This window comes from Actinomadura nitritigenes, assembly GCF_017573545.1.
Classification (GTDB): Bacteria; Actinomycetota; Actinomycetes; order Streptosporangiales; family Streptosporangiaceae; genus Spirillospora; species Spirillospora nitritigenes.
Window position 1 is genome coordinate 420,911 of sequence record NZ_JAGEOK010000002.1, and the last position, 22,571, is coordinate 443,481.

General features: G+C 72.6%; 19 protein-coding genes and 1 tRNA gene. 9 read left to right on the forward strand and 11 right to left on the reverse strand.

Annotation, left to right across the window (positions count from 1 at the left end; all coding sequences use genetic code 11):
• Nucleotides 1–170 precede the first annotated feature (170 nt).
• The 3 genes from J4557_RS04280 to J4557_RS04290 are packed head-to-tail and all read left to right on the forward strand — an operon-like array spanning nt 171 to nt 4,304.
• Nucleotides 171–1,592 (forward strand): sigma 54-interacting transcriptional regulator, encoded by a 1,422-nt coding sequence (locus J4557_RS04280; RefSeq protein WP_208265001.1) that lies wholly within the window; start codon nt 171–173, stop codon nt 1,590–1,592.
• A gap of 37 nt (nt 1,593–1,629) precedes the next feature.
• On the forward strand, nt 1,630–3,711 hold the full coding sequence (locus tag J4557_RS04285; protein ID WP_208265002.1) for a vWA domain-containing protein: 2,082 nt from the start codon (nt 1,630–1,632) through the stop codon (nt 3,709–3,711).
• 26 nt (nt 3,712–3,737) lie between these two features.
• Nucleotides 3,738–4,304 (forward strand): DUF2269 family protein, encoded by a 567-nt coding sequence (locus tag J4557_RS04290; protein WP_208265003.1) that lies wholly within the window; start codon nt 3,738–3,740, stop codon nt 4,302–4,304.
• Nucleotides 4,305–4,332: 28 nt separating this feature from the next.
• Here J4557_RS04290 and J4557_RS04295 read toward each other — a convergent pair whose 3' ends face one another.
• Together J4557_RS04295 and J4557_RS04300 are read right to left on the reverse strand one after the other, a co-directional pair.
• Nucleotides 4,333–5,511, reverse strand: coding sequence for an alpha/beta hydrolase fold domain-containing protein (locus tag J4557_RS04295; protein WP_307799377.1), 1,179 nt, complete (start codon nt 5,509–5,511; stop codon nt 4,333–4,335).
• Between the two features lie 259 nt (nt 5,512–5,770).
• Entirely contained in the window at nt 5,771–6,919 is a 1,149-nt protein-coding gene (locus J4557_RS04300) for a cystathionine gamma-synthase (RefSeq protein WP_208265004.1), read from the reverse strand.
• A 208-nt stretch (nt 6,920–7,127) separates the two neighbouring features.
• On the opposite strand from J4557_RS04300, the gene J4557_RS04305 reads away from it, so the two are divergent.
• The gene (locus tag J4557_RS04305) at nt 7,128–9,236 is read left to right on the forward strand and encodes an MMPL family transporter (protein WP_307799379.1); all 2,109 of its coding nucleotides are present in this window, start codon (nt 7,128–7,130) and stop codon (nt 9,234–9,236) included.
• 166 nt (nt 9,237–9,402) lie between these two features.
• Here J4557_RS04305 and J4557_RS04310 read toward each other — a convergent pair whose 3' ends face one another.
• Both J4557_RS04310 and J4557_RS04315 read right to left on the reverse strand, forming a co-directional pair.
• The gene (locus tag J4557_RS04310; RefSeq protein ID WP_208265006.1) at nt 9,403–10,086 is read right to left on the reverse strand and encodes a hypothetical protein; all 684 of its coding nucleotides are present in this window, start codon (nt 10,084–10,086) and stop codon (nt 9,403–9,405) included.
• 141 nt (nt 10,087–10,227) lie between these two features.
• A complete protein-coding gene (locus J4557_RS04315; RefSeq protein WP_208265065.1) occupies nt 10,228–11,616 on the reverse strand; it encodes a cystathionine beta-synthase in 1,389 nt (462 codons plus the stop codon).
• Nucleotides 11,617–11,803: 187 nt separating this feature from the next.
• Between J4557_RS04315 and J4557_RS04320 the strand changes: the two genes are divergently transcribed.
• The 3 genes from J4557_RS04320 to J4557_RS04330 all read left to right on the forward strand — a co-directional run bounded on the left by J4557_RS04320 (nt 11,804) and on the right by J4557_RS04330 (nt 14,659).
• Nucleotides 11,804–12,823: an SGNH/GDSL hydrolase family protein gene (locus J4557_RS04320; protein WP_208265007.1), complete on the forward strand. Its 1,020-nt coding sequence runs from the start codon at nt 11,804–11,806 to the stop codon at nt 12,821–12,823.
• Between the two features lie 199 nt (nt 12,824–13,022).
• A complete protein-coding gene (locus J4557_RS04325; protein ID WP_208265008.1) occupies nt 13,023–14,243 on the forward strand; it encodes an acetyl-CoA C-acetyltransferase in 1,221 nt (406 codons plus the stop codon).
• Nucleotides 14,244–14,431: 188 nt separating this feature from the next.
• The gene (locus tag J4557_RS04330) at nt 14,432–14,659 is read left to right on the forward strand and encodes a DUF4287 domain-containing protein (protein WP_208265009.1); all 228 of its coding nucleotides are present in this window, start codon (nt 14,432–14,434) and stop codon (nt 14,657–14,659) included.
• 183 nt (nt 14,660–14,842) lie between these two features.
• On the opposite strand, the gene J4557_RS04335 is transcribed toward J4557_RS04330, so the two are convergent.
• Nucleotides 14,843–14,915 (reverse strand) — tRNA-Leu (locus tag J4557_RS04335).
• A 108-nt stretch (nt 14,916–15,023) separates the two neighbouring features.
• Nucleotides 15,024–16,373 carry an NAD(P)/FAD-dependent oxidoreductase gene (locus tag J4557_RS04340; protein ID WP_208265010.1) on the reverse strand — a complete coding sequence of 450 codons (1,350 nt, stop codon included), beginning with the start codon at nt 16,371–16,373 and terminating at the stop codon, nt 15,024–15,026.
• A 264-nt stretch (nt 16,374–16,637) separates the two neighbouring features.
• Between J4557_RS04340 and J4557_RS04345 the strand changes: the two genes are divergently transcribed.
• Nucleotides 16,638–17,279, forward strand: coding sequence for a DUF4232 domain-containing protein (locus J4557_RS04345; protein WP_208265011.1), 642 nt, complete (start codon nt 16,638–16,640; stop codon nt 17,277–17,279).
• Between the two features lie 25 nt (nt 17,280–17,304).
• Here J4557_RS04345 and J4557_RS04350 read toward each other — a convergent pair whose 3' ends face one another.
• Complete coding sequence (locus J4557_RS04350; protein ID WP_208265012.1) at nt 17,305–18,126, reverse strand: uracil-DNA glycosylase; 822 nt, start codon at nt 18,124–18,126, stop codon at nt 17,305–17,307.
• Nucleotides 18,127–18,232: 106 nt separating this feature from the next.
• Between J4557_RS04350 and J4557_RS04355 the strand changes: the two genes are divergently transcribed.
• Nucleotides 18,233–18,979, forward strand: a complete 747-nt coding sequence (locus J4557_RS04355) for a DUF2510 domain-containing protein (protein WP_208265013.1) — start codon at nt 18,233–18,235, stop codon at nt 18,977–18,979.
• A gap of 41 nt (nt 18,980–19,020) precedes the next feature.
• On the opposite strand, the gene J4557_RS04360 is transcribed toward J4557_RS04355, so the two are convergent.
• The 4 genes from J4557_RS04360 to eno all read right to left on the reverse strand — a co-directional run bounded on the left by J4557_RS04360 (nt 19,021) and on the right by eno (nt 22,387).
• On the reverse strand, nt 19,021–19,971 hold the full coding sequence (locus tag J4557_RS04360) for a Ppx/GppA phosphatase family protein (protein WP_208265014.1): 951 nt from the start codon (nt 19,969–19,971) through the stop codon (nt 19,021–19,023).
• Nucleotides 19,968–20,540 carry a DUF501 domain-containing protein gene (locus J4557_RS04365; RefSeq protein WP_208265015.1) on the reverse strand — a complete coding sequence of 191 codons (573 nt, stop codon included), beginning with the start codon at nt 20,538–20,540 and terminating at the stop codon, nt 19,968–19,970. Before J4557_RS04365 ends, J4557_RS04360 begins: the two co-directional genes overlap by 4 nt.
• Before the next feature lie 115 nt (nt 20,541–20,655).
• Nucleotides 20,656–21,093: an FtsB family cell division protein gene (locus J4557_RS04370; RefSeq protein ID WP_307799381.1), complete on the reverse strand. Its 438-nt coding sequence runs from the start codon at nt 21,091–21,093 to the stop codon at nt 20,656–20,658.
• A 7-nt stretch (nt 21,094–21,100) separates the two neighbouring features.
• Nucleotides 21,101–22,387, reverse strand: coding sequence for a phosphopyruvate hydratase (gene eno, locus J4557_RS04375; RefSeq protein WP_208265016.1), 1,287 nt, complete (start codon nt 22,385–22,387; stop codon nt 21,101–21,103).
• Nucleotides 22,388–22,571 lie beyond the last annotated feature (184 nt).

Below are 22,571 nucleotides of genomic sequence, written 5' to 3' on the forward strand. Positions count from 1 at the left end.
TCCCTCACTCCGTTCACCGGGTCGCATCACATCTCCCAGTCTCCCCCGCCGGACGCATCTGACCCAACATCAGAGGTCCCGCTCGAGTCCCGGCGCGCCCGGGCGCGGGGGCCAAGGAATCCTCGGCGCACAGGTGCGATCGCGCGCGTCGGCGACGTAGTGTCGATCGCGTGCGTTCATCCACACCACGCGAGACCACACTGGGCGAGCTGCGCACCAGCGGCCACGTCCAGCGAACGGTGAAGGCCGAGATCCGCCACAACCTGCTCGTCCGGCTGAGATCCGGCGAGCCGCGCTTCCCCGGCATCCTCGGCTTCGACGACACCGTCCTCCCCCATCTCGAGCGCGCCCTGCTCGCCGGCCACGACCTCGTGCTGCTCGGCGAGCGCGGGCAGGGCAAGACGCGGCTGATCCGCACCCTGGGCGGGCTGCTGGACGAGTGGACCCCGGTGGTGGCCGGCTGCGAGATCAACGACCATCCCTACGACCCGGTGTGCGTGCGCTGCCGCCGGCTCGCCGCCGAGCTGGGCGACGAGCTGCCGGTCGAGTGGCGGCACCGCGACGACCGCTACGGCGAGAAGCTCGCCACCCCCGACACGAGCGTCGGCGACCTCATCGGCGACGTCGACCCCATCAAGGTGGCCGAGGGCCGCACCCTCGGCGACCCGGAGACCGTGCACTTCGGGCTCGTCCCGCGCACCAACCGCGGGATCTTCTCCATCAACGAGCTGCCCGACCTGGCCGAGCGGATCCAGGTGGCGCTGCTGAACGTGCTGGAGGAGCGGGACGTGCAGATCCGCGGCTACGCGCTGCGGCTGCCGCTGGACGTGCTGCTCGTCGCGTCCGCCAACCCGGAGGACTACACCAACCGCGGCCGGATCATCACCCCGCTGAAGGACCGCTTCGGCGCGGAGATCCGCACCCACTACCCCCTCGAACTGGACGCCGAGCTGGCGCTGATCCGGCAGGAGTCCGACTTCGCGGACCTGGCGGGGCTGCCCGCCGAGGTGCCCGACCACCTGATCGAGGTCATCGCCCGGTTCACCCGGCTCGTCCGGGAGTCGACGGCGGTGGACGCGCGGTCGGGGGTGTCGGCGCGGTTCGCGCTCGCGGGCGCGGAGACCGTCGCGGCGGGCGCGGTGCGGCGCGCGGCGCTGGCCGGCGAGGAGCGCGCCGTCGCGCGCGTCTGCGACCTGCCGTCCGTGGTGCCGTCGCTGATGGGCAAGGTGGAGTTCGAGGTCAGCGAGGAGGGCCGCGAGCAGGAGGTGCTGGAGCACCTGCTGCGCCGCGCGATCGCCGAGACCTACCGGCGGACGCTCGGCCCCGCCGACCTGTCCGGGCTGCTGGACAAGTTCGACTCCGGCGACACCGTCGAGTCGGGCGAGCTGGTGTCCTCCACCGAGCTGCTGCGCAGGATCGGGCAGGTCCCCGGCCTCGCCAAGATCATGGAACGGCTCGGCATGTCCGGGGACTCCCCCGAGCAGGCCGCGGCCGCACTGGAGTTCGCCCTGGAGGGGCTGTTCCTGACCCGGCGGCTGTCCAAGGACGTGCAGGGCGGCCGGGCCGACGGGACGGCGACGTACCGGACCTGATCGCGGGTCCTGGAGGCGCCATGTCCGAGGAGGTTCGATGAGCCGGTACAGGTACGGCGCGTACGAGGACGGGCCCGACCCGCTCGCACCGCCCTACGACGTCCGCGACGCGCTGGACGCGATGGGCGACTCGGTGCTGGACGGCACCCGTCCCGACGACGCGCTGCGGGACCTGCTGCGCCGCGGGCTGCCGAACGCGCAGGGCCGCCGCGGCCTCGACGACCTGCTCCGCGAGGTGCGGGAGCGGCGCCGCGCGCTGCGCGAGCGGGGCCGCCTCGACGGGACGCTGGAGGAGGCGCGGGCGCTGCTCGACACCGCGATCGGGCAGGAGCGGGCGGAGCTGTTCCCCGACCCGTCCGACGACGCGCGGCTGCGGGAGGCGGAGCTGGACACGCTGCCGTCCGACACGTCGCAGGCGATCCGGCGGCTGTCGGACTACCAGTGGCGGTCCGACGCGGCGCGGCGGACGTTCGAGCAGCTGAAGGACCTGCTGCGGCGGGAGGTGCTGGACGCGCAGTTCCAGGGCATGAAGCAGGCCCTGGAGAACCAGGACCCGGCGGCGATGCAGCGCGTCAAGGACATGATGGCGTCGCTGAACGAGATGCTGGAGAAGGACGCGCGGGGCGAGCACACCCAGGCCGACTTCGACCGGTTCATGGACGAGTACGGGGACATGTTCCCCGAGCGTCCGGAGAACCTGGAGGAGCTGGTCGACCAGCTCGCCCGCCGCGCCGCCGCGATGGACCGGCTGCTCGCCTCGCTCAGCCCGGAGCAGCGCGCCGAGCTGGCGGGGCTGATGGAGCAGGCCATGCAGGACGCGGGCCTCGCGATGGAGATGACGCGGCTCGGCGACGCGCTGCGCACGCGCAGGCCCGACCTCGGCTGGGGCCGGCCGGAGCAGATGGACGGCGACGATCCGCTCGGGATGGGCGACGCGACGACCGCGCTGGCGGAACTCGCGGACCTGTCGGAGCTGGAGGCGGCGCTCGGCCAGGACTACCCGGGCGCGCGGCTCGACGACATCGACGAGGACGCCGTCCGGCGGGCGCTCGGCCGGCAGGCCGTCGACGACCTCGACGCGCTGCGCCGCCTGGAGAAGGAGCTGGAGAAGCAGGGCTACCTGCGGCGCAACCGCGGGAAGCTGGAGCTGACGCCGAAGGCGGTGCGGCGGCTCGGCGAGACGGCGCTGCGCCGGGTGTTCTCGCAGCTCACGTCGGGCCGGCAGGGCGACCACGACCAGCGCGACGCCGGCCAGGCGGGCGAGCTGACCGGGTCGAGCCGGGAGTGGCGGTTCGGCGACGAGCAGCCCCTCGACGTCGTCCGGACGGTGAGCAACGCGATCCGCCGCAGCGCGATGGAGGGCCCGGTGCCCGACGCGGCGACCGGCCTCGTCGCGGCCCCGGCGGCGTCCCTGGACTCCCTCGCCGCGGCCGAGGTGCTGGAGCCGGTGGGCGCCGACGCGGTGGACCGGCGCGGTCCGGCGCGCCCGGCGCGGGTGCGGCTCGGCGTCGACGACTTCGAGGTGCACGAGACCGAGCGGCGCACCGGCGCGGCGGTCTGCCTGCTGGTGGACCTGTCGTACTCGATGGTGCTGCGCGGGACGTGGGCGGCGGCGAAGCAGACGACGCTCGCCCTGCACACCCTCGTCACCAGCAAGTTCCCGCAGGACGCGATCCAGATCATCGGGTTCTCCAACTACGCGCGGACGCTGCACCCCGAGGAGATGGCCGGGCTCGACTGGGACATGGTGCAGGGCACCAACCTGCACCACGCGCTGATGATCGCGGGCCGGCACCTGGACCGGCACCCCGACTTCGAGCCGATCGTCCTCGTCGTCACCGACGGGGAGCCGACCGCGCACCTGCGCCCGGACGGCCGCTCGCTGTTCGACTACCCGCCGTCCACCGACACGCTGGTGCTCACCCTCGCGGAGGTCGACAAGATGACCCGGCGCGGCGCCACCATGAACTTCTTCATGCTGGCCGACGACCGGCGGCTGGTGTCGTTCGTGGAGGAGGTCGCGCGCCGCAACGGCGGCCGGGTGTTCGCGCCGGACGCCGACCGGCTCGGCGAGTACGTCGTCAGCGACTACCTGAGGGTCCGCAGGGGCCGCCGCTAGGGTGCGGTCGGCGCTAGGGTCGGCACATGTCGACCTCCGACCGCATCCTGCTCATCCTGCACATCGGGTTCGCGATCTTCACGCTGGGCCCGCTGACCGCCGCGACGATGTCCACGCCGCGCTACATCCGCAACCGGAACGCCACCGTGGTGCGGTACCTGAACCGCACCACCCAGATCTACGGCGTCGGCACGCTGCTGATCTTCCTGTTCGGGCTGTGGCTGGCCGAGGGCCACTTCGCGCAGGCGTGGCTGTCGGTGTCGATGACGCTGTTCATCGTCGCGCTGGTGCTGCTGCTGATCGTGGAGCGGGACCAGCGGAAGGCCGCGAAGCTGCTGGACGAGGCGGGCCCGGCGCCCGCCGCGGCCACGGCCGCCGGGGCTGCCGCGCCCCAGGCCGAGGCCGAGGCCGCCGCCCAGGCCGAGGACGGCGGCGGGTCCGGCGCCGCGAAGGCCACCGGGGAGACGCCGGTGGCGGGGAAGCCCGCGGCCGGTGAGGTCGCCCAGGTGGAGCGCGGCCGGATCGCCGCCATCTCCGGCGTCATCGCGCTGCTCTGGCTGGTGATCCTCGTGCTGATGGTCTGGAACGCCTGACGTCCCCCGGGGGTGCGCCCCTTCGGGGTCAGGGGCGAGCCTTCGTGTGCGCCTTGATCCACTGCAGGATCTCGGGCGTGATGCCGTCCACGTTCAGCATGTCCGAGGCGTGCATGACGCCGTCGACCGTCTGCACCTTCACCTGGACGCCCGCGGCGCGCAACGCGCTCGCCAGGCCCTGGCTCTGCGTCACCGGCACGAAGTCGCCGGTGGCGTGCAGCAGCAGCATCGGCGCGTCGCCCGCAGAGGCGTGGGTGGCGCTGTCGGCGTCCTCGACGCGCTTCCAGCAGCCCGCGGCCTCCAGGGTGGCCTCCGGCGAGCCGGGCGCGCAGTGGACGAGGTCGACCACGGCCTGGCGCAGCTTGCGCTGGCGGGACGACGCGCCGGCCGCCGCGCCGTCCTTGTAGGCCAGGAACGGGTTGTTCGGCGGCGACAGCGCCACGACGCCGCGGACGAGGTCCGTGCCGGTCCCGTGGGTGCCGATCTGCGTCGCGAGCTGCCCGCCGGACGACGAGCCGAGCACCACGATGCGGTCGGGGTCGAGGTTCCAGGTGCGGGCGTGCTTCTTCATGAACCGGAGGGCGCCGAGGGCGTCGTCGCGCTGCGCCGGCCACTGCGCCTTCGGCGCGAGCCGGTAGTTCGCCGACAGGACGACGTAGCCGGCGTCGCTCAGCCTCCGCGCGAAGTACTTCCAGCCGTCCTTGCTGCCGCCGAGCCAGTAGCCGCCGTGGATGATCAGCACGCCGGGCCGGGTGGCGCTCTGGGCGCCGCCCGCGGCCCCCGCGGCGTTGCGCCTGGCGTTGCCGCGGGCCTTGGCCCGCTGGGCCGGGGTCGGCTGCCAGTAGGCGTCGACGCGCTGGCTCGCGGACGGCCCGTAGCTGTACGTCGCGGACCGCGGGAGCTTGGGGGTGACCATGACGGCCTTGGCGCGGACGACGCCGTCGGTGCCGCCGCCGGCGGCCGGCGGCTCCCCGTCCGGGGCCTGCGCCGGCGGCGTGCCGGACGGCGACTCGCTGCCCGGCGCGCCGCTTCCGGGAGGGCCGGTGGGCGCGTCGGAGCCGGGAGTGCCCGTGGGGGTGTCCGACGGGACCGACACCGAGGGCGTCGGGCTCGGGCCGGGAGTGGTGGCCTGCGCGGCCATCGGCACGGCTACGGCGGAGACACACGTCGCGGCGAACGCCGCCCCACTGACCAGTACTTTGCGCACCCCGGGCCCCTTCGTGAACGAACCTGGCGGGCTGAGTATAGATGTTTGATCACGTTACTTGCGGGAAGCATGCCCGGTTCGGCGCTTTCCGCCGCCCGGCATGAACCTCGGCCCCTGGTCACGGGCAGGCACGCGGAGCGAGCGCCGGCGAGCGCAGCGGGCCTGCCCGGCGGTGGGGCTGTTTCGCGTGGAGTGCTGGTGGAGCGCGAAAACAGCCCCTCGACCGTGACGGGGGTTCCAGGGGGGTCGCTCCCCTGGCTCAGCTCAGCGCGAGTTCCAGGTCGCGGAGGAGGTCGTCGGCGTCCTCGATGCCGACCGACAGGCGGACCAGGTCGCCCGGGACCTCCAGCGGGGAGCCGGCCGCCGAGGCGTGCGTCATCCGGCCCGGGTGCTCGACCAGCGACTCGACGCCGCCGAGGGACTCGCCGAGCGTGAACAGCTTCGTCCGCTCGCACACCCGGACGGCGGCCTCCTCCGACTCCATCCGGAACGAGACCATGCCGCCGAACGCGCGCATCTGCTTGGCGGCGACCTCGTGGCCGGGGTGGTCGGGCAGGCCCGGGTACAGGACCTGGCGGACGGCGGGGTGCCGGGTCAGCAGTTCCACGACCTTCTCGGCGTTGGAGCAGTGCCGGTCCATCCGCACGCCGAGCGTCTTGATCCCGCGCAGCGTCAGCCAGGCGTCGAACGGGCCCGCGACGGCGCCCATCGCGTTCTGGTGGAACGCCAGGCGCTCGCCGAGCCCGCCGTCCGCGACGACCAGGGCCCCGCCGACGACGTCGGAGTGGCCGCCCATGTACTTGGTCGTGGAGTGCACCACGACGTCCGCACCGAGCTCCAGGGGCCGCTGGAGGTAGGGCGAGGCGAAGGTGTTGTCGACGGCGAGCAGCGCGCCGGCATCGTGCGCGATGCCCGCGAGCATCGCGATGTCGGCGATGCCGAGCAGCGGGTTCGTCGGCGTCTCCACCCAGATCAGCCTGGTCTCGGGGCGGATCGCCGCGCGCACGGCCGCCGCGTCCCCGAGCGGCACGGGGTCGAACGAGACGCCCCACGGCTGGGCGACCTTCGCGAACAGCCGGTAGGTGCCGCCGTAGGCGTCGTTCGGGATGATCACATGGTCGCCGGGCTTGCAGACGGTGCGGATGAGCGCGTCCTCGGCCGCGAGCCCGGACGCGAACGCCAGCCCGCGCGTCCCCGTCTCGATCCCGGCGAGGCATACCTCCAGCGCGGTACGCGTCGGATTGGCCGATCGGGAGTACTCGTAGCCGCCGCGCAGCCCCCCGATCCCGTCCTGCTTGTACGTGGAGACCTGGTAGATCGGCGGGACGACCGCCCCCGTGGCGGGGTCGGGCTCCTGTCCCGCGTGGATGGCCAGGGTCTCGAACCCCCGGTGAACCTCGTTGTCCATGGGTACGAGGCTATCCACCCGCCGCCCCTCCTCTGGGAGGAGGAGCTCCCCCGGAGGTATCAGCCCCCATTTCAGCACGCGGGTTGAGCCCAAGAGCGCGCGCGTTCCCTACCGTTTAACCAGTATCCCGAGATGACCCTTTATTGAAGGAAGACGCATGTTCGCTCGGCTCGCGCGCTTCGTCGTGAGACACCCATGGTGGACCATCGTGGCCTGGTTGGTGGCCGCGGGTCTCATCATCACGCTGTCCCCCAAGCTGTCCACCGAGTCCGACCAGGGCGACTTCCTGCCCTCCAAGTACGAGTCGGTCCAGGCGGCCAAGATCGCCCAGAAGGCGTTCCCCCAGCAGGAGGACACCTCCTCGATCGTCGTCGTCAAGCGCTCGGACGGAGGGAAGATCACACCGGCGGACACCCGGGTGATCGACAAGGCCGCCGCGTCCATGAACGCGCACAAGCCGGCCACCGTGCTCAACTTCCTCACCGGCCAGCAGCTGGTGGCGCCCAACAAGGCCGTCCAGGTCATCTCGGTGCCGATGAAGGGGACCGACCAGGCCGCCAGCAAGAAGCAGGGCGACGCGGTCAAGGAGATACGCAAGGACCTGCCCGGCCTGCTGAAGGGCAGCGGGCTCGAGGCGAAGGTCGGCGGTGACGTCGCCGGATTCGTCGACAACGAGGACTCCTTCAACAAGTCCTTCGAGATCGTCGGCATCGCCACCTTCGTGCTGATCATCGGGCTGATCCTGTTGATCTTCCGGGCGCCGATCGCCGCGGTGCTGCCGATCGTCGTGATCATGCTGACCATGCAGGTGGCGCTCGGCCTGATCGGCACCGCCTCGAAGATCTTCGGGTTCTCCGGGGACGACAGTCTCAGCACCATCATCCTGATCGTGCTGTTCGGCATCGGCGCCGACTACTACCTGTTCCTGATGTTCCGGTTCCGCGAACGCCTGCGGGCCGGCGAGGACAAGAAGACCGCGATGATCCACGCGGTGGAGCGGGTCGGCGAGGTCATCTCCTCGGCCGCCGCCGCCATCGCCGTCACCTTCCTGGTGCTGCTGCTCGCGACGTTCGGCGTATTCAGCGCCTGGGGCCCGGCCCTGGCGATCTCCGTCGTCACCATGGGCATCACCTCGCTGACCCTGTTCCCGGCGCTCGTGTCGCTGCTCGGCACCGCGGTGTTCTGGCCGTCGAAGGCCTGGAAGAAGCAGCCGAAGGAGCGGGTCTCCGGCGCGATCGGCCGCGGCGTCGGCCGCCACCCGGCCGTCGCGGCGCTGGCCGCGGGCGGTGTCATGGTCGTGCTGGCCATCGGGGCGCTCGGCTTCAAGTCCGACTACGACTTCGCCGCCGGGTTCCCGCAGGACACCGAGTCGGCGCAGGCCACCAAGGACATGGAGCGGGGCTTCCCGCCCGGCCTCACCCAGCCCGTCCAGGTGTTCATCAAGAGCGACAACGGGCAGGCGATCGGCAAGGCGCAGATCGACGAGTTCAGCCGGAAGGCCAAGAGCGCCCCCGGCGTCGGGCAGGTCAACCAGGCCGTCCCCGGCAAGAACGGCGTCACCCGGGTCGACCTGGTGCTGAAGAAGAACCCGGCCTCCAACGAGGCGATCAGCCTGGTCAAGAACGACCTGGCGCCGACCGTGCACAAGATCCAGCCGCCCGGCACGCGCGCCTACGTCGGCGGCCCGACGGCGACCTACGCCGACATCAACGCCGTCAACAACCGCGACCTGTCGGTGATCCTGCCGGTGGCGGCGGTGCTGATCGCGCTGATCCTGGCGCTGCTGCTGCGGTCGGTGGTCGCGCCGATCTACCTGGTCGTGGCGGTGCTGCTCGGCTTCGCCTCCACGCTCGGCTCCGCGGTGTACGTCTTCCAGTACGCCCAGGGCAAGGAGGGCGTGATCTTCCAGCTGCCGATCATCCTCTACCTGTTCGTGCTGGCCATCGGGACCGACTACAACATCCTGATGACCGCGCGGCTGCGCGAGGAGGCCAAGGAGGGGCACTCCCCGCGGGAGGCGGCGTCCCGCGCCGTCCGGCACGGCGGCCCGACGGTCGCCGCGGCGGGCCTCATCCTGGCCGGCACCTTCTCGGTGATGCTGCTGGCGCCGGTGTCCATGCTCAAGCAGATGGGCTTCTCCGTCGCGATGGGCATCGCGCTGTCGGCATTCGTGATGTCGACGTTCCTGGTGCCGGGCATCACCGCGATGCTGGGCCACCGGGCCTGGTGGCCGGGCCACGGCGACGAGCCGAAGAAGAGGCTCGGACGCCCCGACCCGATGCAGGACCAGTACGTCGGCACGGGCCGCCCGTCCTAGGACGGCGGCCCCCGCAGTCGCCGGATTGCGGAGCCCCGGTCAGAAATGCCGCCCACGGGCCGGGGCCCGCAATCCGGTTCCCTTTGAAGGCGAAGCGCCGGAGACCGCCGAGGTCTCCGGCGCTTCGCCGCGTCCGGGGCCGGGCGCCTGCCTCCGGTCCCCGCCGTCAGGACGCCGCGGGCGTGATCGTCAGCGGCTCGCCGATCACGACCGTGCCCGAGTAGGTGTAGGTGTCGGTGGTCTGCACGCCGGGGCAACTGGTCGGGGCGACGAGCGACAGCGGGGCGCCGAGGGTCAGCGTGCGGCTGGAATTCGTGTACGTCATCGGCACCCGGTAGTGGTTCGGGGCCGAGGCGACCCCGGGCGGCTGCAAAACCAGCAGGCACGTGTTCGACGACAGGGTCTGCGCGACGAGGGCGGGGATCTGCGGGGCGCTCGTGTCGATGTCGAGGAAGCCCGTCACGCGGCCCGCGGAAGCGTCGTAGCCGGTGCCGTACAGGAAGTCGGCGTTCTGCAGCGCCCGGTAGGCGTCGCCGAACCTCAGCGCCAGGCCGTTCGCGTCGGTGCAGTCGATGTAGTAGTCGTCGAGCAGGCCGAACCGCTGGCCGGCGGTGCGGCCCGTGGTGACGCGGCTCGCGAAGGTCAGGCCGGTCGAGCAGGTGATCCTGGCACCGGTCCGGTCGTTGGTCAGGACGGCGGTGCCGCCGGTGCCGTGCACCTCGGTGGCGCCTCCCGCGGACACGGTCCAGGCGGCGGCGGGTTCCACGGACGCCCGGGCGGCGGTGGTGCCGCCCAGGACGGCCGCCGCCGCGGCGGCGACGGTCACGGCGCGAGACATCGGACTGGGCATGGCGATCGTCTCCTCCGCCCGCGGCTTGCGGGCATCGCGAAGCTGGCGGACCTGAGAGCGGATCGGCCGGGCGTCCCGTGACATCGGTACGCCCGATGTGACGCATGTCTCACCGGAGCGCCGGAGCCCGGTTCGCGGACGTCAGTTGTTCGAATCGGCCAGGAAGGCGAGGAGGTCCTGGCGGGTGATGAGGCCCTTGGGCTTGCCGTCCACGAGGACGACGGCGGCGCCGGACTTCTCCAGGACGCCGACGGCCTTGCTCACCGGCTCGCCGGAGCCGATCGTCGGCAGCGGTGCGGACATGTGCGCCTCGACCGGGTCCAGCAGGCCAGAGCGCTCCTTGACCAGGACGTCGAGCAGTTCGCTCTCCACGACCGAGCCGATCACCTCGGCCGCCATCACCGGCGGCTCCTCCTTCATCACCGGCAGCTGCGACACCTCGTACTCGCGCATGATCGAGATGGCGGTCTGCACGCTCTCGTGCGGGTGGACGTGCACGAACTCCGGCAGCGCCCCGCCCTTGCGGGTCAGCACCTCGTTCACGCGGGCCTCTTCGGTGGAGGAGGGCAGGAACCCGTAGTCCTCCATCCAGCTGTCGTTGAAGATCTTGCTGAGGTAGCCGCGGCCGCCGTCGGGGAGCAGGACCACGATGACCGCGTCCGGGTCGGCCTCGGCGGCGACGCGGAGCGCCGCGACGACCGCCATCCCGCAGGAGCCGCCGACGAGGAGGGCCTCCTCGCGGGCCAGCCGGCGGGTCATGAGGAAGGAGTCCTTGTCGGAGACCGCGATGACGTCGTCGCAGATGTCGCGGTCGTAGGTCTCCGGCCAGATGTCCTCGCCGACGCCCTCGGTCAGGTAGGGGCGGCCCGAGCCGCCCGAGTACACCGAGCCCTCCGGGTCGGCGCCGATGATCTTGACCCGCCCGCCGGAGACCTCCTTGAGGTACCTGCCGGTGCCGCTGATGGTGCCGCCCGTGCCGATGCCCGCGACGAAGTGGGTGATGCGGCCCTCGGTCTGCTCCCACAGCTCCGGACCCGTCGTCTCGTAGTGCGACACCGGGTTCTGCGGGTTGGTGTACTGGTTCGGCTTCCACGCGCCGGGGATCTCGGCGGCGAGCCGGTCGGAGACCGAGTAGTAGGAGTCGGGGTGCTCCGGCGAGACGGCCGTCGGGCAGACCACGACCTCCGCGCCGTACGCGCGCAGCACGTCCACCTTGTCCTTGGCGACCTTGTCCGGGCAGACGAAGACGCACTTGTAGCCGCGCTCCTGGGCGACGATGGCCAGCCCGACGCCGGTGTTGCCGGAGGTCGGCTCGACGATCGTCCCGCCCGGCCGCAGCGCGCCGGACTTCTCCGCGGCGTCGATCATCCGGACCGCGATGCGGTCCTTCACCGAGCCGCCGGGGTTGAAGTACTCCACCTTGGCCAGCACCTGCGGGCCGCGCTCGTTCGGCGAGCCGCCGGTCACCTTGCGCAGCCGAACGAGAGGGGTGTTGCCCATCAGCTCGACGAGCGAGTCGTGTACGTGCACCGCGACGTCCTTGTCGTTCAGTGTGTCGGAATTCCACGGGTCGGGCGCCCGTTCCAGCAGCGTGTGACGCAGGGGAACCGGACGCACCACAGGGGGATGCCCCAGCACCGACGGTAGCCGAGATCGGCCCCGCGGGCATCGAACGGCCCCCGCGAGGGTACAACTCGATCACGGAGGGTCAACGGACATGCTGAGAGCGTTCACAGCGCGCCGGATCGCGGCGGCCGCGGCCTACGGCGGCGGGGGCATCACGGCCCTCGGCGGCATCACGTTCGGGCTGCTCGTCGCGGAGGCCAAGCTCGCCCGCAAGATCATCCAGGCGACGCCGAACGGGGATCCGCCGGCGGCGGACGGCCTGTACGGCGAGGCGCTCTCCGGCCCGCCGCTGTCGCTGGTGATGCTGGGCGACTCGACCGCGGCGGGGCTCGGCGTGCACGACGCCGACGAGACGCCGGGGGCCATGCTGGCCGCGGGGCTGGCGGCGATCGCCGAGCGGCCCGTCCGGATGACGAACGTGGCGCGCTCGGGCGCCCGGTCGGCCGAGCTGGAGGACCAGACCGACCGGGCGCTGCAGGTCCGGCCGGACATCGCCGTCATCATGATCGGCGCGAACGACGTGACGGGACGCGTGCCGCCGGGCACGTCGGTGCGGTACCTGGCGGACGCGGTGGTGCGGTTGCGCGCGGCGGGCTGCCAGGTGGTGGTCGGCACGTGCCCCGACCTCGGCACGATCAAGCCGCTGATGCAGCCGCTGAAGTGGATCGCGCGGCGGGCGAGCCGGCAGCTGGCCGCGGCGCAGACGATCGCGGCGGTGGAGCGGGGCGCGCGCTCGGTGTCGCTCGGCGACCTGCTGGGCCACGAGTTCGCCGCGGACCCGATCTCGATGTTCAGCGAGGACCGCTACCACCCGTCCGCGCGGGGCTATGCCGCCGCCGCGGCGGCCGTGCTGCCGTCGATGGCGCACGCGCTCGGCGTGGAGCCCGATCTCGGCGCGCTGCCGGATCCGCGGCTCGGCGAGGCCGTGCTGCCGGTGTACCTGGCGGCGGCCGAGGCGGCGGAGATCTCCGGCACGGAGGTGTCGGGCGCGTCCGTGGCGGGCCGCGACCGGGGTCCCCGGGGGCGGTGGGCGCGGCTGCTGCGCCGCCGCTCCGCGCCGGCCGCCGACACCACGCCGCCGTCCACGGCCGTCGCTCCGGACATCGCCTGACGCGGCCGGTCGGGCCGGGACTCCCCGCCCAGGTGAGTAAGCGGATACTTATTAGACTCACCGTCAGCACAGCCGGAGGGGCCGGGTTGCGCGCGGGTGCGGCGCGGGAGCTAGATTGCTGGTGACCGGCGAGTAACACCGTCCGCCCGCGATGGTCGCGCCGGGTCCGGAGACGGCCGCTGAGACAGGAGACCCGCACATGCCCGAGGCAGTCATCGTCGCCACCGCGCGCTCGCCCATCGGACGCGCCTTCAAGGGGTCGCTGAAGGACATCCGGCCCGACGACCTCACCGCCCAGATGATCACCGCCGCGATGGCGAAGGTCCCGCAGCTCGACCCGTCGCAGATCGACGACCTGCTGCTCGGCTGCGGGCTCCCCGGCGGCGAGCAGGGCTACAACATGGCCCGCGTGGTGTCGGTCCTGCTCGGCTGGGACAACGTGCCCGGCGCGACCATCACCCGCTACTGCTCGTCCTCGCTCCAGACGACCCGGATGGCGCTGCACGCGATCAAGGCCGGCGAGGCGGACGTCATCGTGTCGGCCGGCGTCGAGACCGTCAGCCGGTTCGCCAAGGGCAGCAGCGACGGCCTGCCGGACACCCAGAACCCGGTCTTCGCCGACGCGCAGGCCCGCACCGCCAAGTCCGCCGAGGGCGGCGCGCCGGTGTGGCACGACCCGCGCCAGGACGACCAGGTCCCCGACATCTACATCGCGATGGGGCAGACCGCCGAGAACGTCGCCGGGATGCGCGGCGTCAGCCGGCAGGCGCAGGACGAGTTCGGCGTCCGCTCGCAGAACCTGGCGGAGAAGGCCCTCGCCAACGGGTTCTGGGAGAAGGACATCACCCCGGTGACCCTGCCCGACGGCACCGTGGTGTCCAAGGACGACGGCCCCCGGCCCGGCACCTCCTACGAGAAGGTGTCGCAGCTCCAGCCGGTGTTCCGCCCGGACGGGACGGTCACCGCGGGCAACTGCTGCCCGCTGAACGACGGCGCCGCCGCGGTCGTCATCATGAGCGACACCAAGGCCGCCGAGCTCGGCCTCACGCCGCTGGCCCGGATCGTCTCGACCGGCGTCACCGGCCTGTCCCCCGAGATCATGGGCCTCGGCCCGGTGGAGGCGTCGAAGAAGGCGCTGGCCCTGGCCGGCATGACCATCGGCGACATCGACCTCGTCGAGATCAACGAGGCGTTCGCCGCGCAGGTGCTGCCGTCCGCCGAGGACCTCGGCATCGACCTCGACAAGCTGAACGTCAACGGCGGCGCGATCGCGGTCGGCCACCCGTTCGGCATGACCGGCGCCCGGATCACCTCCACGCTGGTGAACAGCCTGAAGTTCCACGACAAGCAGTTCGGGCTGGAGACCATGTGCGTGGGCGGCGGCCAGGGCATGGCGATGGTCCTGGAGCGGCTCTCCTGACGACCGGCCCGCGGTGGCCCGTGCCGGAGCGCTTGCGCGCCCGGCACGGGCCACCTGCGCTTTTCCGGGGGACCTCCCCGTTACGAATGATCTACGTAACGTAAAAGATAGGTCCCCGTTAGGGGGTTGTCACATACGGGCCGGTGTTGCAGAGTGCCAGGAAGAGCCCCGCGACCTGGAGGTGCCAATTGTCACTGAACCACTCGCCGGAGACGCACAGCAAGCTGATCGCCCGCATCCCGTTGGTCACAGGACGTGACCTCCCCGAGTGGTTCTCGACGATCGAGAACGGTCCCTCGTTCACCCGCTGCGAGGAACGGAGCACCTGGCTGGCCGAGGAGCACAACCTCTCCCACGGCTACGCCTCCGCCCTCGTCCGCGAGCACGAGCGGGCGCGCCGCGAGCGTCACTACTGACCGCCTCGCGAGCCGCCGACAACCGCATACGGCCGAACTTCATACGGACCTGGTGGGATCCCGCCGACGGACGCCCCCGCCGTCGTGCCGCTGCGCCCGAGCAGACGCCACGACCCTGGCGCAGAGATCCCGCACCCGATCAGCCCCTCGCCGCCGGCGAGGGGCTGATCGGTGCGCGCACGGTGCCCCTGGTCGGACTCGAACCGACACAATGGCTCTTTTAGGGAGCCCGCCTCTGCCATTGGGCTACAGGGGCGGCGTCATCATATCCGGAGGGTGACCGTGGAGACGGCCAGGTCAGCGCACCCGGGGCGCGCGTCGCCGAGCGGACGCCCGGGGTCGCGACCGCGGGGAACGCGCCCCCTCAGCCGTCCTTGGCGGTGCGGCCCGCCGCGAGCTCGAACTCCTGGCGGGGCGACTCCAGCTCGCCGAGCGAGACGATCTCGCGCCGGAAGAACAGCGCGAGCGTCCAGTCCGCGGTGATGCGGAACTTGCGGTTGACGGTCGGCATCCGCGACAGGTGATAGGTGCGGTGCATGAACCACGCGGGCAGCCCGCGCAGCTTGAGCCCGTAGACGTTCGCGACGCCCTTGTGCAGGCCCAGGCTCGCGACGGACCCGACGTACTTGTGCTCGTAGACCTTCCGGGGCTCGCCGCGCAGGTCCGCCACGATGTTGTCGCCGAGCCGCTTGGCCTGCCGGACCGCGTGCTGGGCGTTCGGCGCGGTGAACTCGGCGAAGCCGGACCGGTCGGGCACCGCCGCGTTGTCCCCGGCCGCGTACACGCCGTCGAGGCCCTCGACGGTCAGCTCGTCGGTCGTCCTGATCCGGCTCTTGTCGTCCAGCGGCAGGTCGCTCTCCTTGACGACGGGGTGCGGCTTCACCCCGGCCGTCCAGACGAGGGTGCCTGCGTCGAACTCATCGCCGTCGCTCAGCACGATGTGCCGCTTCTCGGCGGACTTCAGCAGCGTCTCCAGCTTGACCTCGATGCCGCGGCGGCGCAGCGCCTCGGTCGTCCACCGCCCCATCTCGGGACCGACCTCCGGCAGGATCCGGTCGGTCGCCTCGACCATCATCCACCGCATGTCGGACCGCTCGATGCCCGGATAGAACCTGCAGGCGTCGCGGGCCAGGTCCTCCAGCTCGGCGAGCGCCTCGATCCCCGCGAACCCGGCGCCGACGAACACGAACGTCAGCGCCCGCCTGCGGACCTCCTCGTCGTCGGGGTTGGAGGCGGCGATGTCGAGCTGGTGCAGCACGTGGTTGCGCAGGAAGATGGCCTCCTCGACCGTCTTGAAGCCGATCCCGCACTCGGCGAGGCCGGGGATGGGCAGCGTGCGGGAGATGGAGCCGAGCGCCACCACGAGCCGGTCGTAGCCGATCGTCCGCTCCGGCACCCCCGCGGTCCGTGCGCCCGCCGGGCGGACGGTCACGCTGCGCGAGGCGTGGTCGATCCGCGTGACGTACCCGTTGACGATCCGGCAGCGCGGCAGGACGCGGCGCAGCGGCGCGACGACGTGCCGCGGTTCCAGGTTCCCGGCCGCCGCCTCCGGAAGGAACGGCTGGTAGGTCATGTAGGACTGGGGCTCGATGACGGTGACGGCGATCTCGCCGCGCCGCAGCTCGCCGCGCAGCCGCTTCTGCAGCCGCAGGGCCGTGTACATGCCGACGTAGCCGCCGCCGACGATCACGATGTGCTTGCGCTCGGAAGGCATAACGGGACCGATACCCGCATCCGCCACCGGATCACGCCAAACGCGTCACAGCGGAAAGATCGTCTGAAGGTGCGAACTTCCCCGGGCACCCCGGCATCTCACCGTACGTACCAGCAAGAGAGAGGACGGGCCGGGACAGGGCCGTACGGGGGCGCCAAGCGCCGCCGACGGCGACCGGAACAGGGGCCGGTCGGCGCGGCTTCAGCGGCCGCTTGGCCAAGGCCCTGCCCCGCCGTCGACGACTCGTATCAGGGGTGTGCGAACATGCAACGAATCATCTGGGGAACCGTGGCCGCGGCGGCACTGACCGCAGCCCTCACCGGATGCGACGCCAGCTTCACCGCCAGCCCCTCGTCCAACGCGAGCAGCCCGCCCGCGAGTACGTCCACGCAGAACGGCTCACCACACCATAGCGGACCCGGCGGGGGAGGCGGTACCTCCACCACGACCGGAACCGGCAACGGCTCCCGTCCCAACGGCACCGGGATACGCCACTGCACGACCTCCGACTTCAACGCGTCGGTGTACTCGAACGGGAACGCGGGCGCCGGCCAGCGGTACGCCACGCTCCAGCTGGAGAACGCCTCCGGGTCGTCCTGCACGACCGGCGGCTGGTCCGGGCTCGGCCTCGTCAACGCCAACGGCGCGCTCCCGACGAGGGTCGTCCGCGAGGGCAGCGCCCGCACGATCACGATCCCGGCCGGCGCCTCCGCCTACGAGCAGCTGCACTGGGGGGTCGTCCCGGGCGAGGGCGAGAGCGAGACCGGCCAGTGCGAGCCCACCGCCAGGGCGCTGCACATCATCCCGCCCAACCAGACCACGCACATCAGCGTGAACTGGGTGGGGAGCCCCGTCTGCCAGCACGGCCAGATCCGGCTGACGCCGATCGTGCTCGGCAAGATGTGACCCGCCCCCGCGCGGACGCGGCGCGCTACCCGTAGTCGCGAGCGCGGACGAAGACGGCGTCGAGCATGCCCTCGGTGACCCGTCCGGTGAAGGTGTTCTGCTGGCTCGGGTGGTAGCACCCCAGCAGCAGCACCGGATCCCGGCGGGCCGCCGAGGGCGGCGGCGCCAGCTCGACCTCGGCGCCGTGCCCGAACTTCGGGCGCGGCCGCGGCACCTCGTATCCGGCCTGCTTCAGCGCGGGCCACACGCCCTGCCACGCGAACCCGCCGAGGCACACGACGCACCGGACGCTCCCCGCGACGTCCTCGACCTCGCGCGCCAGCCACGGCAGGCACGTCGTGCGCTCCAGCGGCGTCGGCTTGTTGTCGGGCGGCGCGCACCGCACGGTCGCGGCCATCCGCGCGCCGATCAGCCGCTGCCCGTCGCCCGCGTGCACGCTCGTGGCCTGCGACGCGAGCCCCACCCGGTGCAGCGACGCGAACAGCCAGTCGCCCGACCGGTCGCCGGTGAAGATCCGGCCGGTGCGGTTGCCGCCGTGCGCCGCGGGCGCCAGCCCCACGATCAGGATGCGCGGCTCCGGATCGCCCCAGCCGGGGATCGGCCGCCCCCAGTACTCCTCGTCGGCGAACGCCCGCCGCCGCTCCACCGCGACCCTCTCCCGCCACTCCACCAGCCGGTCGCACGCCCGGCACACCGACTGCCGCGCGCACAGCTCCGCCAGGTCCGGCGCCCCGGCGGCGAGCTCGATGACGTCGCCGGCGCCGTGCGCGACGGGGGTGTCCGGGGCGGCCGGGTCGTCGGGCCATCCCGTCCCAGGTGGCACATGGGGAGCGCGCGCATCGGTCATGCCCCCGATCCTCGCACGCCCCGGCGACGCCCCTCGGTACGATGCGGTTCCGCCGGTCGGGGACGCGGGGCGTCCGGCGTGCGCCATTGCCGAGCGGAGGCATCCCTTGTCGCAACCGGGCTGGTATCCCGACCCCTACGGAACCGGCAGCCTGCGCTGGTGGGACGGCCGGGCCTGGACCGACCGCCTCAACCCCGAACCCGACCGCCCGCCGCGTGCCCGCACGTCAGAGCAGGGGCACCGGCGGCCGTCCGAGCCGTACCCCGGCCACGGGCGGCAGCCCTCCTGGGGCGGGCCGCCCGCCGTCCAGGGCGTCGCCGCGACCGTGCACGGACGGCGCCTCCACGCCGACGAGCAGGGCGTCGCGTACGGCGAGGCGGCCCTGGCGTGGCCGCACGTCGAATGGGTCGCCTACTGGGCCGCGCAGATCCCGGCCGGATTCGGCCAGACCCCCGGCACCCGGTGGATCTTCCAGGCCGGCCGGCACCCGTTCCACGGCGGCCCGCGCGTCGAGGTCGTCATCGAGGCGGGCGGGACCATCGAGCCGGAGACGGTCTGGGGGCGGCTCATCCAGCTGTGCCAGGCGTGCGCGGAGCCGCGGCTGGTCGGCGAGCTGGCCGGGCGCGTCCGCGCGGGCGAGTCGGTGGACGTCGCGCAGGGCCTCACCGTCCACCCGGGCGGCGTGCGCGGCGACCGGGTGTCGCTGAGCTGGTCGTCGATCTCCGGCGCCGTCGTCGACGGCGGCCGAGTCTGGATCCGGCAGGCCGCGAGCGCGTCGCCGGTCCTGTACGTCCCGCAGCAGAACCCGAACGCGGTGCTGATCCCCGCGCTGCTGGCGTCCCTCAAGGGCTGACCGGGCGCGGGCGCCGGTAGCCGGCCGGGCGCGGGCCGGGGTCAGACCAGCGACCAGGCGATCCCGTCGAGGATGTCGCGCTCGCTGACCACGACCGCGCCGAACCCGTACTCGCGCATGATCCGGTCGAGGATCAGCGAGCCCGCGCCGATCACGTCCACCCGGCCCGGGTGCATGACGCCGATCTCCGCGCGCTCGGCCCGCGTCGCGTGCAGCAGCCGCCGCGTCACCTCGTGCACCTGCCCGGCGGTGACCCGGGACAGGTGGATCCGGGACGAGTCGTACTCCGGCAGGTCCATCGCGATGCCGGAGACCGTCGTGACGGACCCGGCGAGGCCGACCAGCGTGCGCGCCTCGTCGACCGGCACCGTGCGGCGCACCTCGGCGAGGGCCGCGTCGATGTCGGCGACCGTGTTGGAGATCTGCTCCGGGGACGGGGGGTCGCCGTCGCGCAGGTGCCGCTCGGTCATCCGGACGCAGCCGATGTCGACCGACCGCGCCGCCTCCACCGACGAGCTGCCGAGCACGAACTCGGTGGACCCGCCGCCGATGTCGACGACCAGGTACGGGCGGGCCGGGCGCAGCTCGGCCAGCTCGCGGGTGGCGCCGGTGAACGACAGCTCCGCCTCCTCGTCCCCGCTGATCACCTCGGGGACGACACCGAAGATGTCGACGACGCCGCTGACGAAGTCCGCCCGGTTCTCGGCGTCGCGGGTGGCGCTGGTCGCCACCACCCGGGTCTTGATCGGGCCCTCCCCGGTCTCCGACCCGTGCCGCTCGATCAGCTCGGCGTACCCGCGCATCGCGGTGAACGTCCGGTCCAGCGCGGCGGGCGACAGCCGGCCGGTCCGGTCGACGCCCTCGCCCAGCCGGACGATCTCCATGCGGCGCTCGACGTCGGTGAGCGCGCCGCCGTCCGGGCCGGCGGCGATGTCGGCGATCAGCAGGCGGACCGAGTTGGTCCCGCAGTCGATGGCGGCGACGCGCGTCACTTGGCCTCCTCGGCGTCGGGGGCGTCCTGGGCGGCGGGGTCGGTGCACACGCACGGGCCGGAGCGCCACCACTCGGGCAGCGCCGCCAGCGCCTCGCGGCCGAACGGGTTGGCGCCCGGCACGGCCAGCTCGTGCGCGACGAGGGCGTGCAGGCACTTCACCCGCTCCGGCATCCCGCCGGCGCTCTGCATGCCCGCCGGGAGCGGCTCGATCCCGTCCTCGCGGGCGGCCTCGGCGCGGCGGCGCAGGTAGTCCTCGTGGGCGGCGGTGTACGCGGCCTTCAGCTCCGGGTCGGCGGCGAGGCGCTCCTGCATCTCCCGCATGGCGCCGCTCCCCTCCAGCGTGCCGATCGCCGACGCCGCCTTCGGGCAGGTCAGGTAGAACAGTGTGGGGAACGGGGTGCCGTCGGGGAGCCGCGGCGCCGTCTCCAGCACCGCCGGCAGCCCGCACGGGCAGCGGTAGGCGACCCCGCGGATGCCGCGCGGCTCCCGCCCGAGCTGCGCCGCCACCGCCGCGACGTCCCGCTCGGACGCCGGTTCGGATGCCCCTGTGCAACGTTCGTCGATCATTCGTCCCCACCCGCGGATCGCGTGATCCGTGTCGGCCTGCCGCACCTCCGGCGCGCCCGCGCCCGGCCCCACCCGCCGGTCGCGGCCGCCCGTCCCGCCCGGCGGCGGAACGGGATCAGCGCGGCCTGTCGGCGGTCTCCACCGACCGCCACAACGTCTCATACCACGGCGGCCGGGTCGCCGGACCGTCGTTGCGGGCCTTGCGCCCGTCGTCCCCGCCGCCGTCCAGCACGATGTAGCACGTCACGTCCGGGCGGCAGTAGTGCAGCCTTCGTGTCGCCTCACGCTCAATGTACGACTTGTCCCCGAGCTGCCGCTTGCGTTGGGCGAGTTCGTCCACCCTCTTGCGCGCGGCGGCCTGCTTGCGCTGGAGATCGGAGATCTCCTTGCGCTGCGCGATGTACTCGCGCACAGGGTAGGCGAGGCTCAGCGCGATCGCGCACATCACCACCGCGAGGATCGCGGCGCGGCTGGTCAGCGCCGGGCTCGCGCGGCGCGCGCCGCCCCCCGGGGAGTCGTCTCCCCGGGGGTCGTCCCGCTCGTCCCGGGACACGGGCCCGTCAGGCGCCCTGCGCGTCGAAGCGCGGGAACGCGGCGGCGCCGGCGTAGCGGGCCGCGTCGTCCAGCAGCTCCTCGATGCGCAGCAGCTGGTTGTACTTGGCGACGCGGTCGCTGCGGGCCGGGGCGCCGGTCTTGATCTGGCCGCAGTTGGTCGCGACGGCGAGGTCGGCGATCGTGGTGTCCTCGGTCTCGCCGGACCGGTGGCTCATCATGCAGCGGTAGCCGCTGGTCTGCGCGAGCGACACCGCGTCGAGCGTCTCGCTGAGCGTGCCGATCTGGTTGACCTTCACCAGCAGCGCGTTCGCGGCGCCCGCCTCGATGCCGCGGCCGAGCCGCTCGGGGTTGGTGACGAACAGGTCGTCGCCGACGATCTGGACGCGGTCGCCGACGGCGGCGGTGAGGCCCTCCCAGCCCGTCCAGTCCTCCTCGTCGAGGGGGTCCTCGATGGAGACGAGCGGGTAGTTGCCGAGCAGCTCGCCGTAGTAGGCGGCCATGTCGTCGGACGAGCGCTTGGTGCCCTCGAAGGCGTACTGGCCGTCGGCGTGGAACTCGCTGGCGGCGACGTCCAGGGCGAGCGCGATGTCGCGGCCGGGGGTGAAGCCGGCCTTGCCGATCGCCTCGACGATCAGGTCGAGCGCGTCGCGGTTGCTCGGCAGGTCCGGCGCGAAGCCGCCCTCGTCGCCGAGCCCGGTGCTCAGCCCGCGGGACTTCAGCACCGACTTCAGCGCGTGGTAGGTCTCGGCGCCCCAGCGCAGCGCCTCGGCGAACGTCGCGGCGCCGATCGGCGCGATCATGAACTCCTGGACGTCGACGTTGCTGTCGGCGTGCGCGCCGCCGTTCAGGATGTTCATCATCGGGACGGGCAGCAGGTGCGCGTTCGGGCCGCCGACGTAGCGGAACAGCGGCAGCCCGGCGGAGTCGGCGGCGGCCTTGGCGACGGCGAGGCTGACGCCGAGGATCGCGTTGGCGCCGAGCTCGGACTTGGCCGGCGTGCCGTCCAGGTCGTTCAGCAGCTGGTCGATCAGGCGCTGGTCGGAGGCCGGGTAGCCGACGAGCTTCTCGTCGATGGTCTCGTTGACCGCCTTGACGGCCTTGCGGACGCCCTTGCCGCCGTACCGCTCGTCCTTGTCGCGCAGCTCCACGGCCTCGAACTGCCCGGTGGAGGCGCCGCTCGGGACGGCGGCGCGGGCCTCGGTCCCGTCGGCGAGCAGTACCTCGACCTCGACGGTCGGATTACCGCGGGAGTCAAGGATCTCCCGGGCGAGTACGGCCTCGATGGACGACACGGGCAACCCCCTGGTGGTACGGGACAGATCGGTGCGATCACCGAGCCTATCCCGCGCACCCCCTGCACCGCCCAACTGGCTCGCCGTTCGGCGGCGGGGGCCGTTACGCGACCGTGCCGCGCAAGCGACTTGACGAAATCATTGCCCTCCTTGTCTACTAAGCACGTCAAACACACTTGATAAG

Excerpts from the sequence above, each read along its gene's own strand:
- J4557_RS04320 (WP_208265007.1), top strand. The coding sequence starts at position 11,804 with ATGCTGAGAGCGTTCACAGCGCGCCGGATCGCGGCGGCCGCGGCCTAC.
- J4557_RS04300 (WP_208265004.1), bottom strand. The coding sequence starts at position 6,919 with ATGGACAACGAGGTTCACCGGGGGTTCGAGACCCTGGCCATCCACGCG.
- J4557_RS04340 (WP_208265010.1), bottom strand. The coding sequence starts at position 16,373 with ATGCCTTCCGAGCGCAAGCACATCGTGATCGTCGGCGGCGGCTACGTC.
- J4557_RS04285 (WP_208265002.1), top strand. The coding sequence starts at position 1,630 with ATGAGCCGGTACAGGTACGGCGCGTACGAGGACGGGCCCGACCCGCTC.
- J4557_RS04290 (WP_208265003.1), top strand. The coding sequence starts at position 3,738 with ATGTCGACCTCCGACCGCATCCTGCTCATCCTGCACATCGGGTTCGCG.
- J4557_RS04350 (WP_208265012.1), bottom strand. The coding sequence starts at position 18,126 with ATGACCGATGCGCGCGCTCCCCATGTGCCACCTGGGACGGGATGGCCC.
- J4557_RS04365 (WP_208265015.1), bottom strand. The coding sequence starts at position 20,540 with ATGATCGACGAACGTTGCACAGGGGCATCCGAACCGGCGTCCGAGCGG.
- J4557_RS04310 (WP_208265006.1), bottom strand. The coding sequence starts at position 10,086 with ATGCCCAGTCCGATGTCTCGCGCCGTGACCGTCGCCGCCGCGGCGGCG.
- J4557_RS04345 (WP_208265011.1), top strand. The coding sequence starts at position 16,638 with ATGCAACGAATCATCTGGGGAACCGTGGCCGCGGCGGCACTGACCGCA.
- J4557_RS04325 (WP_208265008.1), top strand. The coding sequence starts at position 13,023 with ATGCCCGAGGCAGTCATCGTCGCCACCGCGCGCTCGCCCATCGGACGC.